The sequence below is a fragment of the Ruegeria sp. B32 genome, assembly GCF_025141855.1.
Lineage (GTDB): Bacteria > Pseudomonadota > Alphaproteobacteria > Rhodobacterales > Rhodobacteraceae > Ruegeria > Ruegeria arenilitoris.
Map to the genome: position 1 here is coordinate 2,178,249 of NZ_CP081106.1, position 15,989 is coordinate 2,194,237.

A 15,989-nucleotide genomic window follows, 5' to 3' on the forward strand; every position below is an offset into this window, starting at 1 on the left:
GCCCGGTCTGCGCATATTCAATACCCGTTCCAGCGAAAGGCCCCATCCGGCGCGAGGGCCGAGTACGGGTTGAACGCAACTTCCCAGATCGTACCATCCGGTGCCCGAAAGTACCCATGGTGCCCGCCCCAGAACACGTCTGAGGCTGGTTTCAGGATTTCGGCCCCCGCTGCCTCGGCAGCTTGCAACAGTTCGGCGACACCCTCCTTGGACCGGCAATTGTGGCTGAGCGTCATCGCGCCGCGCCCTAGGGTTTCAACGCCAACCCCGATTTCTTCGGCCAGCGCGGTCAATGGGTACAGACCCAGCGTCTGGCCGATCAGGTCAAAAACGATCACCCCGTCCGGGCTGTCGGTGCGGCGCCAGCCCAGCGCCTCGTAAAAGCGGGCTGCGGCTTCGGGATCTTCGGCCCCGATCGTGATCAGGCTGACGCGTTGCTCCATCACTCCACCCCCAAACCGTTCAGCCATTGCAGAATACCGGCCACCGTCGCATCGGTCTGCCCCGGCGACATCAGCCGTCCGGCAATGACGTGCGATTGCGGGTCGTCACCCGACCCCATAGTTACGGTCTGAACGGTCGCAGGTGCCCCCCAGTCTTCTGCAACTTTGTGAGTCAGGTCGGGCCGAACCACCTGATCGTCATCCGCGAACCAGAACAGAGCCGGCACCAGTGCGCCCGAAAAATCCAGCTCGTAGACGGTATCGACCAGAACAGACATCGGAACCACCGCCTCCCACGGATAAGAGGACGACCAATAAAGGTTCTTTTCCGGATCAGGGCCCGACACCTCGCGGGTTTCCCCCATCAGCAACGGCAGCCAGCTGCGCGCCCAAGGCAGTGACGGTATCCAGGATCCGGCCGCCTGCACCCCGAAATTGGGCGAGATGAACACCATCCCGACCACGTCCTTGCTCAGTTCGGGGTCCAACGCCGCGGCTGCCGCCAGGGTTCCCCCGGTCGAGGTCGAGATCACGATAACCTTGTCGCCCACGGCGCGGGCGGCGGCCAGGCCTTCGGCCATGTCCCGCATCCAGCCCGAGGCCGTCCCTTCGGCCATTGCCAGCCCGTCGCGCCCGTGCCCCTGCAGGCGCGTATAGACCAGATTGGCCCCTAGCGCCTCAGCGATCCTGTCGGGCACCGGGCGGATTTCCTCGGACGAGGCCGAGAACCCGTGCACATAAAGCACCGAATAGGGCGCGCGCCGTTCTTTGAATCCGTCCTGCCAGATCACCCGCTTTTCGACGCCCGGTACGATATCGTCATAGGCGGACTCGATGCTTTCGAAATAGACCTGAACCCCCTCGCCGAACTTGCGCGGATCGAACCGCGGGTGCAGATCCACCTCTTCGCGCGGGCCGAACCAGTAGATCAGCCCGCCGACCACCACCAACGCCAGCAAGGCCCGCCCTAGAAACCGCCCCAGCCGACGCATCAATTTGCCCCCATCACGTCGCGAACCGCATCCTCGATCAACCCCAGACACGGCCCGTCCGAAAACCGGTGATCCGCATCCTTGACCAGTAACAGCCGCATGTCCGGACCGCTGGCATGGTCGAGCAGCCGTACCGCCGTCTCGGTGGAAACCGCCGTATCCGCCGTGCCTTGCAGAAACCGTACCGGGAACGGCAGGTTCAAGGGCGACCGCAACACCAGCCGCGTCCGCCCATCCTCGATCATCCGCTTGGTGATGATGTAGGGCTCCATGTAGTCCGAAGGCAGTTCAACATGCCCGACCGTCTCCAGCGCCTGTTTCTGTTCGTCGCTGAACGAGGCCCAATAACCGTCCTCTGTGAAATCCGGCGCTGCCGCAATCGTGACCATTCCGGCGATCCGCTCGGGCATGGCCCGCGCCAGCAGCAACGCCTGCCAGCCGCCCATGGACGAACCCACCACGATCAGCGGCCCTTCGGTCAGCGCGGAGACCGCCGCAACCGTGTCCTCATGCCAATCCCCGATGCACCCTTCCTCGAACCGGCCGGAACTTTCGCCATGCCCGGAATAGTCGAACCGCAGATAGGCCTGCCCACGCGCCCGCGCCCAGTCCTCGAGATGCACCGCCTTTGTGCCCTCCATGTCCGACTTGAGGCCACCCAAGAAAACGACCGCGGGCCCGGCCCCTTCGCTCTTGTGATAGGCCAGCCGCCGCCCCTGCGGCGTTTCCAGAAATGTCGTTGCTGCCATGAAATCCTCACATGCTTTTCCAGCATCATGCACGCGCCGCGCCCAAGTGCAATTCCCGCCCCTCCGTCATCTGGAGGCAGATATCCCGCGGCACGCTTGGAGCAGAGCCCTCTGCCCGCCAACGCTTGACACGGACCCCACCACCTGCCACACGGACCCGACACCATAACCCGCAACCGGGCGTTCAGTGGGCGCCAAACCGACGAGGAGAGCCAGATCATGGCCCTGGATTCAAAATCCGTCTCTCTTACCTTCCCCGATGGCAATTCCCGATCCTACGCGGCAGGCGTCACGCCGGCCGAGGTCGCTGCCGACATCTCCACCTCGCTGGCGAAAAAGGCCATCTCGGCCACCGTCAACGGCCAGCATTGGGACCTGCAGTGGCCCATCGAACAGGATGCCGAAATCGCTCTCCATACGATGAAGGACGAGGCCCAGGCCAACGAGTTGATCCGCCACGACTTCGCCCACGTGATGGCCCGCGCGGTGCAGGAAATCTGGCCCGACACCAAGGTCACCATCGGCCCGGTCATCGAAAACGGCTGGTATTACGACTTTGACCGCGCAGAACCCTTCACGCCCGAAGATCTCGGCCTCATCGAGAAAAAGATGAAAGAGATCATCAACAAGCGCGATCCCGTCACCACCGAGATCTGGGACCGCGAGCGTGCCATCGCGTTCTACAAGGCCAACAACGAGCCCTACAAGGTCGAACTGATCGAGGCGATTCCGGGTGACGAGCCGGTGCGCATGTATTGGCACGGCCATTGGCAGGATCTCTGCCGCGGCCCGCACCTGCAGCATACCGGCCAACTACCCGGCGACGCGTTCAAGCTGATGTCCATCGCCGGCGCCTACTGGCGTGGCGACAGCAACCGCCCGATGCTGCAGCGTATCTATGGCGTTGCCTTCACCGGCAAGGAAAAGCTCAAGGCGCACCTGCACATGCTGGAAGAGGCCGCCAAGCGCGACCACCGCAAGCTGGGCCGCGAGATGGACCTGTTCCACATGCAGGAAGAGGCCCCGGGCCAGATCTTCTGGCACCCCAACGGCTGGACCATCTACACCCAGCTTCAGGACTATATGCGGCGTGCCCAGCACCGCGGCGGCTATGTCGAGGTCAACACCCCTCAGGTGGTCGACCGCAAGCTGTGGGAACGCTCGGGCCACTGGGACAAGTACCAGGAAAACATGTTCATCGTCGAAGTTGACGAGGAACACGCCCGCGAAAAGGCAGTAAACGCGCTCAAACCGATGAACTGTCCCTGCCACGTGGAAATCTTCAAGCAGGGCCTGAAATCCTATCGCGACCTGCCGCTGCGCATGGCCGAGTTCGGATCCTGCGCGCGCTACGAACCCTCGGGCGCGCTGCATGGCATCATGCGGGTCCGCGGCTTTGCCCAGGACGACGCGCATATCTTCTCGACCGAGGACCAGATCGGCGACGAATGTGCCCGCTTCATCGGGTTTCTGACCGATGTCTACAAGGATCTGGGCTTTGACAGTTTCAAGGTCAAATTCTCGGACCGCCCCGAACAGCGCGCCGGCTCGGACGAGGTCTGGGACAAGGCCGAAGAGGCCCTGCTGACCGCCACCCGCGCAGCGGGGGTCGAGCCGGAACTGAACCCCGGCGAAGGTGCTTTCTATGGGCCGAAACTGGAATTCGTCCTGACCGACGCGATCGGACGTGACTGGCAATGCGGCACCTTCCAGGTGGATTTCGTCCTGCCCGAACGGCTGGACGCCACCTATATCGGCGCCGATGGTGCCAAACACCGTCCGGTGATGCTGCACCGCGCCTGCCTGGGATCGTTCGAACGGTTCATCGGCATCCTGATCGAAGAACACGCCGGCAAACTTCCTTTCTGGCTGGCGCCGCGCCAGGTCGTCGTGGCCTCGATCACCTCCGAGGCCGATGACTATGTTCTGGAAGTGGTCGAAACGCTCAAGGCTGCCGGTGTCCGGGCCGAGGCCGACATCCGCAACGAGAAAATCAACTACAAGGTCCGCGAACATTCCGTCGGCAAGGTGCCGGTGATCCTGGCCGTCGGCCACCGTGAGGTCGAAGAGCGCACAGTCAGCGTCCGCCGCCTGGGCGAGAAGCAGACCCAGGTCCAGCCGCTTGAGGCTGTAACAAAAGAGCTGGCGCACGCGGCAACGCCCCCCGATCTTCTGTAACAATCGGCACAGTCTTGCCGCCAATCCGGCCCCCAGCACGGGGCCGGATTGAAACATTTCTGGATTTCCTAATTTATTACAGTGTGTTAACTTGCAAGGGGCATTAACGCTCCCTGACACAGCCGTGAGACACGGGCTCGTGAATTCAATAGAGCAGTGTCAGCCGTTACCTTTGTCACTGTCACAAGCAGACATACGCAATCACGAAAAGGATTACCTGAGATGTCGAACACCGCCAAAACCCTCGTAATCGCAAGCGCCGTTGCCGCAGCCGTTGCGGGCTCTGCAACCACCGCCGCCGCTCAGGCCAAAGAAAAATGCTATGGCGTATCGCTGGCAGGCCAGAACGACTGCGCCGCCGGACCGGGCACCACGTGTGCCGGCACCTCGACCGTGGACTACCAAGGCAACGCCTGGACGTTGGTCGATGCAGGCACCTGCGCCGACATCGAGCTGCCCAAATCCGCGGACGGAACGCCCCGCAAAGGCTCGCTCGAGCCGCTGGAACGCGATCTGCCGGCATAAGGCACGGGAAGGAATGTCAGGGGCGGGCTAAACCAAACAGCCCGCCCTGTTTCTTGCTGAGAAGGATCACGCGATGTTGGATGACGCCCGCAGAATGCAACGGCTGCCCGCCGCGCCCGGGGTCGGCTACAAGCCGCAGCACTACACCGAGATCCTTGACCAGCCCGGCCCGGTCGGCTGGCTGGAAATTCACGCCGAAAACTACATGGGCGACGGCGGTCGACCGCTGGCGCAGCTGCGTCACCTGTCCGAACGGCTTCCCATTTCCGTGCACGGCGTGGGCCTGTCCATCGGTGGCGAAGGCCCGCTGGACGCCGAGCACCTGGCCCGCCTGAAGCATCTTGTGGGCTGGCTGAAACCGGCCAGCTTTTCGGAGCATCTGGCATGGTCCACCCATGACAGCCAGTTCCTTAACGATCTGCTGCCCCTGCCCTACACCGACGCCACACTGACCCGCATCTGCGATCATATCGATCAGGTACAGGAGACGGTGGGCCGGCAGATGCTGCTGGAAAACCCTTCCAGCTATCTCGCTTTTGCTGAAAGCACGTGGTCCGAACCCGACTTCTTGCGCGAGGTCGCGCTCCGGACCGGATGTGGCCTGCTGCTGGACGTCAACAACGTCTTCGTCTCGGCCACCAATCTGAAATACAGCCCGCAGACCTATATCGACGCCTACCCTCTGGACCAGGTTGGCGAGATCCACCTGGGGGGCCATGACGAGGATCAGGACGATCACGGCCAACCCCTGCTGATCGACAGCCACGGCCGCGCCGTCGTCGATGCGGTCTGGGCGTTGCTGGATTATGTGCTCGACCAGTCAGGCCCCAAACCCGTGCTGATCGAATGGGACAATGACGTGCCCGACTGGCCCACCTTGCGCTCCGAGGCCGAACGCGCGCAATCCGCGCTGGACCGGATCCCGGCATGAGCGTTTCGCAATCAGAATTCCGGGCGGCCCTGCTGGACCCGACGGCCCCCGTGCCCGAGGGGTTGCTGGACGATCAGGCCCGCCCCGCCGGACGCCGCTTCAGCGTCTACCGCAACAACGTGGCCGTGTCGCTGACCGAGGCCATGCACCAGGCATTTTCGGTCATAACCAAGCTGCTGGGTCCGCAGAATATGGACGGTCTGGCCGGGATCTATCTGCGTCGGAACCCGCCTAGCTCTCCGCTGATGATGTTCTATGGCGAGAACTTCCCCGAATTCCTCGCCGACACCGAGCAACTGGTGCATCTTGGCTATCTGCCCGACGTGGCACGGCTGGAGTTGGCATTGCGCCGGTCCTACCACGCCGCCGACAGCCAACCGATCGCGCCCGACGCGCTGGCCGCCCTGCCGCCCGAAGACCTGATGCAGGCCCGGCTGGGCTTTGCCCCGGCCATGCAGTTGATCCGATCCGACTGGCCCATCCACTCCATCTGGCGGTTCAACACCGAAGACGGCGCGCCAAAGCCTCAGCCCGGTGCGCAGGACGTGCTGATCACGCGCCCCGAATTCGACCCGTCGCCACACCTGCTGCCGCCCGGCGGGGTCGACTGGATCACCGCCATGCAGGCCGGCCAGACCATTGGTCAGGCCTTCGAGGCAACCACCGCCCGGACTCCCGCGTTCGACCTGGGAACCACCCTGGCACTGCTGTTGCAGGGCAGTGCAATTACTTCAATGACTATCGAAAGGCCGGAAACATGACTGCCCTGATCTCAATGCATAATTCCGCACTTGGAAAGCTGGACCACGCCTCGAACTGGCTGACACCGACCGTGGCGCGGCTGACTTTCATAGCGGTTCTTCTGGTCTATTACTGGAACTCGGCCATGACCAAGCTGGGCAGCGGGTTTTTCGGGTTTCTGTTCCCCTCGGATGGGGCCTATGTCCAGATCTTCCCCAAGGCGATGGAGGCCGTCGGCTACGACAGCTCGCAGCTTGGGTTCTTTACCTGGCCCGTTGCCGTCGCCGGAACCTGGGCCGAATTCATCCTGCCTGCGTTGCTGCTGGTGGGGCTGCTGACCCGCCTTGCCGCCCTGGGCATGATCGGGTTCGTCTGGGTCCAGACCTTCACCGATGTCACCGGGCACGGGGTCAAGCTGGGCGGTCTGTTCGACAACACCATAACCCTGATGGATCAGCGGGTTATGTGGACCTTCCTGTTCGTGGTGATCGTGATCAACGGCGCGGGCCCGCTCTCGCTCGACCGGGTTCTGCGCCTGAAATGATCTAGAAATGCGCTTTGGGTTCGTCCGGCTTGCCCGCGGCGATCCCAAGCAGCCCCGCAACGCCGGCGAAGGCAATCGGGAACATGGTGAACACGCCGAAGCCAAAGGCGTAGTACATCCCCGCCGCGGAAATCAGCAACAACACACCGGCCAACAGAGCACGCGCATGCGCCATGGCACCCCCGGCAATCGCCAGCAACGGCGCCAGAAGCGATGCCGTCTTGATAAGCTGGGGGTTGTCCACCTGTTCTGCGAGCCCCTCGATCTCGCCGTAACGATCCACAAGCTCGACAAACCCGTACCCAAAAAAACCGACGATCATTCCGACCAGACCGGCAATGACACCCAATATCATCGCTGCGTTTCGCATGAAGTATTCCTGATTGTTGCGCCGGTTCAGATAGTCACCCGATCAAGCAATGCCAAGGGCTGTGCGGGTTTGCGGGGTCCAGCCCAAGAACAAGTGCCCGTCCCATTCGATCAGCGGACGTTTCATCAGGGCAGGATGATCCGCCAGCAGTTCCAGCGGCGGTCGCGAGCGTTGATCGTCGTCTAATCCACGCCAGGTTGTCGAGCGGGTGTTGAGCAAGGCTTCGCCGAACTGGTCAAACGCTTTGGCCAACACCTCCGAAGGAACACCCGCGCCTCGGACATCGATGAATTCGGCATCAGGAAATGATTTCAGTGCCTTACGGCAGGTATCGCAGGTCTTCAGGCCAAAAAGGCGCATAGTGTATCTACTCCGGTCGTTGCAGCAATTTCGGGCAAAACGAATAGGTTAACCCAGTATTCCTTGATTTTTTACTTCACCGTGCAATGTTGAAAAAGGCGAAACACACAATTTACGCCGTCTCGTTCGTTCGGAACTGCGTGGGTTTGTGGTCGCTTTGACTATGCCCTGCCGATTTGCTGGGTGACGCGCAAGGAGAAGGAGACACGGGAAATGCCAACCGGCACCGTGAAGTGGTTCAATACGACCAAAGGCTATGGTTTTATTGCCCCCGATGAAGGGGGTAAGGATGTGTTTGTTCATATCTCGGCCGTAGAACGATCCGGCCTGACCGGACTCGCCGACAATCAGAAAGTCTCGTACGAGTTGCAGGACGGACGTGACGGCCGCCAAATGGCGGCTGATTTGAAGCCATTGTAAAAGGGCCCGCCAACTGGCGGGTGCGACGAAACAAGGTCAACGGCCAATTGACAGGCCGTTGTCCACCCTCTTCCCGGATAGTCTAGCCTCGCGTCGGGTCGGTCTCGATGCGGTTTGTCCAGTTGTCGCCCATGGCCACAATGCAGGACGTCCCGGTCGCATAGGTTACGACAAGGGTCCAGTCACCGCGACGGCTGGTCCACACCTCCATGATCTGCTCGGGTCCGCGAACACCAGAGGCGGTCTGCTGCGCCCCAAATTGGTGGCGCAGTTTGTCATGCATCCGCGCCGTGGGCTCGCAGATCACCTCAGCGATTGGCGACTTTGCATACGCTGGCTGGCCCAGCAACAAAGCGATCGCTGCAGTTCTAAACATCAAGCTGAACGTCATGCCCAAAGTGTAACAGGATCATGACAATCCGAACAGGTGGCGATCAGCCTTCGCGGATCACCGCTTCGAACTCACGCCATTCGCGCGCAGTCATGCCCGAGTTTTCCTGCGTCACCTGCTCGCCCTTCAGCATCCGACGCAGCGCTTCGACCATCTGCGCCGACAGGTTGACCGCACCCAGGCGATAGTCTTCGAACGCCTTGTACGCGAACGGTACCCAGTCGGCTACGATCTTGCACATGGTTTCGGCATAGACGCGGATCTCGTATTGCGCATGCGGATCTGCCCGCAGGCGCAGGAAGTGGAACAGATTGTGCAGGTCCACCTTCCAATACCACTGCGTGTAGATGTTTGCCGGCAGGTTCATCCGCGCCAGTTCGCGCGCCAGACCCTGCTGGCCATCTTGGCCGATCATCGCTTCGTAATTGTCATAGCAGCGGGCGCTGTCGGCCTTGAGAATGTCCAGCACGCGCGCAGCCTCTTCGCCCTGCAGCGCCTCGCCCCGCCCCTGATTGTTGATCGCTGATTGCGCCGCAAGCTGATCCGGCGCGGGAATGTAGAATTCTCGGTCAAGGATCGAATAACGGGCCGAGTATTCGTTCACGTTCGCCGTGCGGTGGCGGATCCACTGACGGGCGACGAAGACCGGCAGTTTCACGTGCAGTTTCACTTCGCACATCTCGAACGGGGTCGAATGCCAGTGGCGCATCAGATAGCGGATCAACCCCTCGTCATTCTGTACGGACTTCGTACCTTTGCCGTAGGACACGCGGGCCGCTTGGCAGATCGCAGCATCATCGCCCATATAGTCGATGACCCGCACGAAACCATGGTCCAGAACAGGATGCGCAGTGTAAAGGTGCTGTTCCATACCCGGAGCCACAACACGGCGGGTCGACTGCGTTTGTGCGCGTTGCTCTTCGATCTCGGCCAGTTGTTCGGCGGACAGCGGCATGGACATACCTCGTTTTTGAAATGAGTCGCCGACCACTATATATCGGCAACATCAGCACTGAAACCGCCATATGTGTGCTGCGTCGCGCATTTTTTGGTTTCTCTGCGACCGCCCCCTCGACACGCCCCTGCAGCGCGCTAAGCTGCACACAATCATCAACACCGAAAGGATCGCCGAGATGGGGCTGAGATACCTCCACACCATGGTGCGCGTGAAGGATTTGGAAAAATCCATGGCCTTCTACAAGCTGCTGGGACTCCAGGAAACCCGCCGCTACGACAGCGAGGAAGGGCGGTTTTCGCTGATCTTCATGGCCCCTCCGGGTCAGGAGGACAGGCCGATCGAGCTGACATGGAACTGGGATGGTGATGAAGGTTTGCCAAGCGACAGCCGCCATTTCGGCCACCTGGCCTATGGGGTCGACAACATTTACGAGACCTGTCAGCACCTTGCCGACAATGGCGTCGTCATCAACCGCCCTCCCCGCGATGGGCGTATGGCGTTCGTGCGCTCGCCTGACAACATTTCGGTTGAACTGCTGCAGAATGGCGATGCCTTGCCCCCGGCCGAACCTTGGGCCAGCATGGAAAGCACCGGCCACTGGTGATCCGCTGGTTGACAGGACTGGGGCTGGCCGTTCTGGCCAGCTCTGCTGAGGCCCAAAACTGCAGGCTGGCTTTGGCGCTTGCCTTGGATATCTCCGTTTCGGTCGACGCCAAAGAAGACGCCCTGCAGCGGCAGGGCCTGGCTTCAGCCTTGATCGCTCCGGAAGTCCGGAAGGCGTTCTTTTCCTCGCCGCTGCCCGTAGCCCTGACGGTTTATGAGTGGAGCGGTCGCGATGCCCAGTACATCGTCCTTCCCTGGCGCCTCATCGAGACCGAGGCTGATCTACTTGTTGCTGCGACAAAGGTGAGCGAGTCCCAAAGATCTGACAGCGGCTCGGCCACCGCCATGGGATATGCTCTGGCTTTCGGGGCCTCGCTGATGGAGCAGGCTCCGCAATGCCTTTATCAAACGATTGACCTGTCAGGGGACGGCTCGAACAATGACGGCTACGGTCCGCAGATCGCCTATCGCCACTTTCCCTTCGACCGCATAACCGTGAATGGGTTGGTCATAAATGCGGCGGATTTCGAAGGGGAGCTGTTCCTCATCCCGTTTTTTAAGAACAACGTCTTGCATGGGCCAAACGCCTTTCTGGAAATCGCGCAAGGGTTCGAAGACTTTGAGCGCGCCATGCGACGCAAGCTGGAACGGGAATTGACCAGCCTTCAGGTCGGCGCGTTGGGGCGCAACGCAGAATGATCATTCGTGCGCTGGCTCTGTGCTGTTTGGCCTTGGGCAGCCCGGCCGCTGCTCAATGCCGGCAAGCCCTGGCGCTTGGGTTGGATGTTTCAGGCTCAGTCGACAGCAACGAATACCGACTTCAATTGGACGGCTTGGCCGCTGCATTGCAACGGCCGGAGGTGGAACGGCTGATCCTGTCGAATCCCGAAGCCCCCGTTCGGATCGCCGTTTTCGAATGGAGCGAAGCAGGTTTCCAGCGGCTGTTGGTCGGCTGGACCGACATTCGGTCCCCGACCGATTTGTCCGGGATTGCGCAACGTCTGCAATCCACGCGTCGGTCATCGGCACCTCAGGGCACAGCGGTGGGGTCTGCCATGCAGTACGGGGCTGATTTGTTGGATGCCCAAGCCGCCTGCTTGAAGCGGACGCTGGACCTCTCAGGAGATGGCAAGCACAATGTCGGCCTCCATCCCAGAGATGCCAAAGCCCAACTGCAGGCAACCGGCATCACGATCAATGGGCTCGTGATCGGAGCCGATGATCCCAGCACCGGGGACAAGCGGTACGTGCAAATCGGAGAGTTGTCGGCCTATTACAACGCTTGGGTCATTCTGGGGCCCGGAGCCTTCGTCGAAACCGCTTTGGGATTTGAAGCCTACGAAGACGCGATGACGCGCAAGCTGATCAGAGAGCTGGATTCGCTGACCCTGTCCCAAGTTTTGCCATTGAACGGCGGTAGTCAGTAGATGTACCGGATCTGATCCGTCCAATACCGTTCGACCCGGCGCAAAGCGCTGGTAATCTCTTCGATCCCTTCGGTGCCCAGGACACCCTTGGCCTGCAGCCCTTCGGCGTGGCGCGAGAAGAGATCGGCCACGATGTCACGGATTTCCCGCCCCCGAGGTGTCAGACGCACCCGCACCGAACGTCGGTCAATCTCGCATCTCTGGTGATGCATGAACCCCATCTCGACCAGTTTCTTGAGGTTGTAACTGACATTGCTGCCTTGATAATAGCCGCGGCTTTTGAGTTCACCGGCAGTCACCTCGTGGTCACCGATGTTGAACAGCAGCAGCGCCTGCACCGCGTTGATTTCCAGAACGCCGACCCGCTCGAACTCGTCCTTTATGACGTCCAGAAGCAACCGATGCAGACGTTCAACCAATGCCAGCGCCTCAAGATAGCTGGACATGAACCCTTTGGTTCCGGGTGCGGAGACCTGCAATTCCAAACTCATCCGATCCTCCGATTAAATCGCGCCGCTCAGGAAACTTTGACGCGAAATCCCGAAGAATCTGTTAAGTCTGTTTTGCCATTATTTTTGAAATACTTGCGAGATATCGAAGATCATGCTCGCGTAGTGTTCAGGGGCGGCGACCTGCCCGGTTACCCATTGGTAGAGGTCCTGATCGTTTTCGTGCAACAAAGCTTCGTACAGGTCCAACTCGGCCGCAGACATCCGCTCAAGCCGCTGGTCGGCATAGGCAGACAGAATGATGTCCATTTCCTTGATGCCACGCCGCATCGACCGCATCTTCAGCCGCTTGATCCGGATGTCGTTCATTCGCCTTTCTCCAGCTTCAGCCGCAGCGTTTTCTCGACCCGCGCAAGGCGCTCGGAACTGGCACGCATCTCGCCTCGGATGGCGCGCAACTCCGCGACCAGCGGCGCCAGCTCCATATCCGCGGCTTCCGCAACATCCGGAGCATCCATACCCTCGCCTTCACCGGTCAGCAGCCACATGATCGACACGTTCAACATACCTGCCATCATCGACAGCTTGTTGGCGCGCGGTTCTGACAGGTCATTCTCCCAGGCCACCACAGTGGACTTCTTGACACCCAGCCGACGGGCCAGTTGGGTCTGGGTCATGCCGGCGGCTTCGCGCGCGCCGGCCACGCGGTCTCCGAATGTCGCGGCCTCGGGTCCGAACCAGTCGGTTTCGTCGCTCATCAAACTCTCCAGTTCTTCAAAAGCATATCGCTTGATCGTGTTTCGGCGGCACCCTATGACAGTCCTGAGCAACATACAAACCGGGGCCCACCATGAGCTTTCTGTCTGCGACACTGTCGCGCGTCAAACCTTCGCCGACCATTGCCATGACGGCCAAAGCCGCCGAGTTGAAGGCCGCCGGACGGGACGTCATCGGCCTCAGCGCAGGTGAGCCCGATTTCGACACGCCGCAGAACATCAAGGACGCAGCCGTTGCCGCAATCGCCGCCGGTAAAACGAAATACACCGCGCCTGACGGCATTCCCGAGCTGAAACAGGCCGCTTGCGCCAAGATGAAACGTGACCACGGGCTGGACTACACGCCCGCACAGATCTCGGTCGGAACAGGTGGCAAGCAGACGCTGTACAATGCGCTGATGGCGACGATGAATCCGGGCGACGAAGTGATCATTCCCGCCCCCTACTGGGTCAGCTATCCGGACATGGTGCTGCTTGCGGGCGGTTCGCCTGTCGTGGTTGAGACCACACTGGAAAACAGCTTCAAGCTGACCCCAGACCAGTTGGAAGCCGCAATCACGCCAAACACCAAATGGTTCATCTTCAACTCGCCGTCGAACCCAACTGGAGCCGGGTACAGCCGCGTCGAGCTCAAGGCTCTGACCGATGTTCTGATGCGGCATCCTCATGTCTGGATCATGTCGGACGACATGTATGAACACCTCGCCTATGACGGGTTTGAGTTCTGCACGCCAGCCGAAGTCGAACCCGGGCTGTATGATCGCACGCTCACGTGCAACGGTGTCTCCAAGGCCTATGCCATGACCGGCTGGCGTATCGGCTATGCCGCAGGCCCTGTCGAGCTGATCGCGGCCATGCGCAAGATCCAGTCGCAATCCACGTCGAACCCTTGCTCGATCAGCCAGTGGGCCGCGGTCGAGGCCCTGAACGGCACCCAAGACTTCCTTGCCCCGAACAATGAAACTTTCAAACGCCGACGCGATCTTGTGGTCGGGATGCTGAACCAGATTGACGGCATCACCTGCCCCACTCCCGAGGGCGCATTCTACGTCTATCCGTCCATCGCCGGGTTGATCGGCAAGACCACGCCGGCCGGCACGGTCATCGACACCGACGAGGCCTTCGCGACTGCCCTATTGGAGGAAGCCGACGTAGCCGTAGTGTTTGGAGCGGCGTTCGGCCTCAGCCCCAATTTCCGCGTCAGCTACGCGACTTCAGACGAAGCCTTGACCGAGGCCTGCACCCGCATCCAGCGGTTCTGCGCGTCCCTGAGCTAAGACCGAGGTTCAACATGTCCGCAGCACTGCCCGAATATTACTTTCGCGTCCGCGAGAACGGCGCGGTCGTGTTCAAGATCGACACGGAGAACCGGCAGCGCCGGATCGAAATGGACCAGATCGCGGTGATCAACATCCGCAACGGCGAGGTCAAGCCGCATGGTCAGGGTACCCTGACCGAAGCCGACAAAGTCGAAATCGCCCGTTGGATGGACGAACGCAAAGCCCTGCTTGCGCGGCGCGACGTCGACGACATCCACCGCACGATCGATCACCTGAACCTGACCACGCAGTGGGCCCAGTCCAAGGCGACCGATACCCAGCTGGAAGACATTACGGACCGGTTGCTGCTGGCGATGCACGACCTGCGCACGGTACTGGTGCGCAAGAAGGCCGATCGGCTGGACAAGGGCTGAGCCTGCCGGTTGTCGCTATGCGGCGGGCGCACCAACCACGCGGACGGATCGCAGCCAGAACCGTCCCATCAGCATGACTGCCGCGCAGGCCAGGCCCAGAACAAGGCCAAGCCAAACTCCGATCCCGGCCATGCCTTGCACGAAACCAAAGTAGTAGGATGCGGGGATCCCCACGACCCAATAGCTGAGGCCCGCCATAACCATGGGCACCTTGGCGTCTTGCAACCCCCGCAGAAGGCCCAGAGCGATTACCTGCGCGCCGTCCACCAACTGGAACAGGGCCGCCATGGCCAGCAGACCGGTCCCGATGGCCAGAATCTGGGGGCGCTGCGGGTCGTCCGGTTCGACAAATACCGAGATGAGCGGCTCGGCGCAGGTCAGGAACAGGATGATTGTCAGCACTGACACCACAAGGGACATGCCAGTGACCGCAATTGCGCCTTTCTCGAGATGCGGTCGATCCTTGCGGCCCAGCGCGTTGCCGGCCCGGATCGTTGCTGCATTCGACAGGCCCAGATGCACCATGAACGTCGCCGACGCCAGGTTCAGCGCAATCCCGTGCGCCGCCAGCGGCACCTGCCCGATCCAACCCATCATGAAGGCGGACATGGCGAACAGAGACACTTCGGCCAACAAGGTCAGACCGATGGGCACACCCAGCTTCAGGACGCTCAGCAACATTTCCCAATCCGGGCGCCAGAACCGCTGGAACAGGTTATGTTCCGGCAGGACTTTCACCGCGTAAATGATCACGGCCACCAGCGACACGCTCTGCGTGACCACCGACGCAATCGCGGCCCCCATCACGCCCAGTTCCGGCGCGCCCCAGTTGCCGAAGATCAGCGCATAATTCGTAAGTCCGTTGACCACTGCCGCCGCGACGGTGATCCACAGCACGATCTGCGTGCGCTCCAGAGCGGCCAGATAGGATTTTAGAACCATGACCACCAGCGCCGGGAACAGGCCCCAGCCCGCGACCCGCAGATACTCGGACGCGGTTTGCGCCACTTGCGGATCCTGATCCGTGGCGATCAGAATCGGGTAGGACCACCACAACAGCGGCATGACCAGCATGCCATACAGCAGCGACAGCCACAGACCCATTCGGGTGCTGCGGCGAATGCTGGTTTCATCTTCCTCGGCAGCCGCGGTCGCGACCATCGGCATGACGGCTAGGCCAAATCCGCCTCCGAAAAGAAACAGAACAAAGTAAAAGCTGCTGGCCAGCGTCACCGCGGCCAGTGCCTCGACGCCATACCAGCCCAGCATGATCGTATCCGTCAGGCCAATGGCGAATTGCGCCAGATGACCACCGATCAACGGCAGCCCCAGCACAGCAATGGCCCGGAAATGAGCGGGATATGTCATGACCTTTCTCATCCCGCCAGCCATATGCGCGGCCCCGAGCCGGGGCAAGGGGAGATCTCTGAAATTTCACT

General features: G+C 61.1%; 22 protein-coding genes. 11 read left to right on the forward strand and 11 right to left on the reverse strand.

Annotation, left to right across the window (positions count from 1 at the left end):
• Window positions 1-17 precede the first annotated feature (17 nt).
• Genes K3752_RS11050 through K3752_RS11060 form a run of 3 tightly spaced genes read right to left on the reverse strand, consistent with a single transcriptional unit; the run spans window position 18 to window position 2,184 of the window.
• Complete coding sequence (locus tag K3752_RS11050; RefSeq protein ID WP_093962557.1) at window positions 18-443, reverse strand: VOC family protein; 426 nt, start codon at window positions 441-443, stop codon at window positions 18-20.
• Window positions 443-1,435, reverse strand: a complete 993-nt coding sequence (locus K3752_RS11055; RefSeq protein WP_170358508.1) for a carboxylesterase — start codon at window positions 1,433-1,435, stop codon at window positions 443-445. The genes K3752_RS11050 and K3752_RS11055 overlap by 1 nt, the downstream gene beginning before the upstream one ends.
• Entirely contained in the window at window positions 1,435-2,184 is a 750-nt protein-coding gene (locus tag K3752_RS11060; RefSeq protein ID WP_260063249.1) for an alpha/beta fold hydrolase, read from the reverse strand. Before K3752_RS11060 ends, K3752_RS11055 begins: the two co-directional genes overlap by 1 nt.
• A 219-nt stretch (window positions 2,185-2,403) precedes the next feature.
• Here K3752_RS11060 and thrS point away from each other — a divergent pair, with 219 nt between their 5' ends.
• The 5 genes from thrS to K3752_RS11085 all read left to right on the forward strand — a co-directional run bounded on the left by thrS (window position 2,404) and on the right by K3752_RS11085 (window position 7,103).
• The gene (gene thrS / locus K3752_RS11065; protein WP_260063250.1) at window positions 2,404-4,362 is read left to right on the forward strand and encodes a threonine--tRNA ligase; all 1,959 of its coding nucleotides are present in this window, start codon (window positions 2,404-2,406) and stop codon (window positions 4,360-4,362) included.
• Window positions 4,363-4,584: 222 nt separating this feature from the next.
• A complete protein-coding gene (locus K3752_RS11070; RefSeq protein ID WP_005982123.1) occupies window positions 4,585-4,887 on the forward strand; it encodes a DUF2282 domain-containing protein in 303 nt (100 codons plus the stop codon).
• A 73-nt stretch (window positions 4,888-4,960) separates the two neighbouring features.
• The gene (locus K3752_RS11075; protein WP_260063251.1) at window positions 4,961-5,818 is read left to right on the forward strand and encodes a DUF692 domain-containing protein; all 858 of its coding nucleotides are present in this window, start codon (window positions 4,961-4,963) and stop codon (window positions 5,816-5,818) included.
• Window positions 5,815-6,579 carry a DNA-binding domain-containing protein gene (locus tag K3752_RS11080; RefSeq protein ID WP_260063252.1) on the forward strand — a complete coding sequence of 255 codons (765 nt, stop codon included), beginning with the start codon at window positions 5,815-5,817 and terminating at the stop codon, window positions 6,577-6,579. The genes K3752_RS11075 and K3752_RS11080 overlap by 4 nt, the downstream gene beginning before the upstream one ends.
• Window positions 6,576-7,103, forward strand: coding sequence for a DoxX family membrane protein (locus K3752_RS11085; RefSeq protein WP_170358500.1), 528 nt, complete (start codon window positions 6,576-6,578; stop codon window positions 7,101-7,103). Before K3752_RS11080 ends, K3752_RS11085 begins: the two co-directional genes overlap by 4 nt.
• Before the next feature lies 1 nt (window position 7,104).
• Here the strand turns inward: K3752_RS11085 and K3752_RS11090 are convergent, their stop codons facing one another.
• Both K3752_RS11090 and K3752_RS11095 read right to left on the reverse strand, forming a co-directional pair.
• Window positions 7,105-7,473, reverse strand: a complete 369-nt coding sequence (locus tag K3752_RS11090) for a hypothetical protein (protein ID WP_170337812.1) — start codon at window positions 7,471-7,473, stop codon at window positions 7,105-7,107.
• 42 nt (window positions 7,474-7,515) lie between these two features.
• Window positions 7,516-7,833 (reverse strand): ArsC/Spx/MgsR family protein, encoded by a 318-nt coding sequence (locus tag K3752_RS11095; protein ID WP_260063253.1) that lies wholly within the window; start codon window positions 7,831-7,833, stop codon window positions 7,516-7,518.
• Between the two features lie 213 nt (window positions 7,834-8,046).
• Here K3752_RS11095 and K3752_RS11100 point away from each other — a divergent pair, with 213 nt between their 5' ends.
• Entirely contained in the window at window positions 8,047-8,253 is a 207-nt protein-coding gene (locus K3752_RS11100; RefSeq protein WP_008758035.1) for a cold-shock protein, read from the forward strand.
• A gap of 82 nt (window positions 8,254-8,335) precedes the next feature.
• Here the strand turns inward: K3752_RS11100 and K3752_RS11105 are convergent, their stop codons facing one another.
• Together K3752_RS11105 and thyX are read right to left on the reverse strand one after the other, a co-directional pair.
• The gene (locus K3752_RS11105) at window positions 8,336-8,629 is read right to left on the reverse strand and encodes a hypothetical protein (RefSeq protein WP_260063254.1); all 294 of its coding nucleotides are present in this window, start codon (window positions 8,627-8,629) and stop codon (window positions 8,336-8,338) included.
• A gap of 58 nt (window positions 8,630-8,687) precedes the next feature.
• Window positions 8,688-9,599, reverse strand: a complete 912-nt coding sequence (thyX, locus tag K3752_RS11110; protein WP_093962566.1) for an FAD-dependent thymidylate synthase — start codon at window positions 9,597-9,599, stop codon at window positions 8,688-8,690.
• 178 nt (window positions 9,600-9,777) lie between these two features.
• Here thyX and K3752_RS11115 point away from each other — a divergent pair, with 178 nt between their 5' ends.
• Genes K3752_RS11115 through K3752_RS11125 form a run of 3 tightly spaced genes read left to right on the forward strand, consistent with a single transcriptional unit; the run spans window position 9,778 to window position 11,632 of the window.
• Complete coding sequence (locus K3752_RS11115; RefSeq protein ID WP_170337804.1) at window positions 9,778-10,206, forward strand: VOC family protein; 429 nt, start codon at window positions 9,778-9,780, stop codon at window positions 10,204-10,206.
• On the forward strand, window positions 10,203-10,904 hold the full coding sequence (locus K3752_RS11120) for a DUF1194 domain-containing protein (protein WP_260063255.1): 702 nt from the start codon (window positions 10,203-10,205) through the stop codon (window positions 10,902-10,904). Before K3752_RS11115 ends, K3752_RS11120 begins: the two co-directional genes overlap by 4 nt.
• The gene (locus K3752_RS11125; protein WP_260063256.1) at window positions 10,901-11,632 is read left to right on the forward strand and encodes a DUF1194 domain-containing protein; all 732 of its coding nucleotides are present in this window, start codon (window positions 10,901-10,903) and stop codon (window positions 11,630-11,632) included. Before K3752_RS11120 ends, K3752_RS11125 begins: the two co-directional genes overlap by 4 nt.
• Here the strand turns inward: K3752_RS11125 and K3752_RS11130 are convergent.
• From K3752_RS11130 to K3752_RS11140, 3 genes are all read right to left on the reverse strand, one after another.
• Window positions 11,626-12,123: a MarR family winged helix-turn-helix transcriptional regulator gene (locus K3752_RS11130; protein WP_093962569.1), complete on the reverse strand. Its 498-nt coding sequence runs from the start codon at window positions 12,121-12,123 to the stop codon at window positions 11,626-11,628. The two genes, K3752_RS11125 and K3752_RS11130, sit on opposite strands and share 7 nt — an antisense overlap.
• A 78-nt stretch (window positions 12,124-12,201) precedes the next feature.
• The gene (locus tag K3752_RS11135; protein WP_170337799.1) at window positions 12,202-12,450 is read right to left on the reverse strand and encodes a succinate dehydrogenase assembly factor 2; all 249 of its coding nucleotides are present in this window, start codon (window positions 12,448-12,450) and stop codon (window positions 12,202-12,204) included.
• On the reverse strand, window positions 12,447-12,839 hold the full coding sequence (locus tag K3752_RS11140) for a helix-turn-helix transcriptional regulator (protein WP_170337797.1): 393 nt from the start codon (window positions 12,837-12,839) through the stop codon (window positions 12,447-12,449). The genes K3752_RS11135 and K3752_RS11140 overlap by 4 nt, the downstream gene beginning before the upstream one ends.
• Window positions 12,840-12,931: 92 nt before the next feature.
• On the opposite strand from K3752_RS11140, the gene K3752_RS11145 reads away from it, so the two are divergent.
• Both K3752_RS11145 and K3752_RS11150 read left to right on the forward strand, forming a co-directional pair.
• Entirely contained in the window at window positions 12,932-14,134 is a 1,203-nt protein-coding gene (locus K3752_RS11145) for a pyridoxal phosphate-dependent aminotransferase (RefSeq protein WP_260063257.1), read from the forward strand.
• Window positions 14,135-14,148: 14 nt separating this feature from the next.
• Window positions 14,149-14,550 carry a hypothetical protein gene (locus K3752_RS11150; RefSeq protein ID WP_170338253.1) on the forward strand — a complete coding sequence of 134 codons (402 nt, stop codon included), beginning with the start codon at window positions 14,149-14,151 and terminating at the stop codon, window positions 14,548-14,550.
• A gap of 15 nt (window positions 14,551-14,565) precedes the next feature.
• Here K3752_RS11150 and K3752_RS11155 read toward each other — a convergent pair whose 3' ends face one another.
• A complete protein-coding gene (locus K3752_RS11155) occupies window positions 14,566-15,918 on the reverse strand; it encodes an MATE family efflux transporter (protein ID WP_170372187.1) in 1,353 nt (450 codons plus the stop codon).
• Window positions 15,919-15,989 lie beyond the last annotated feature (71 nt).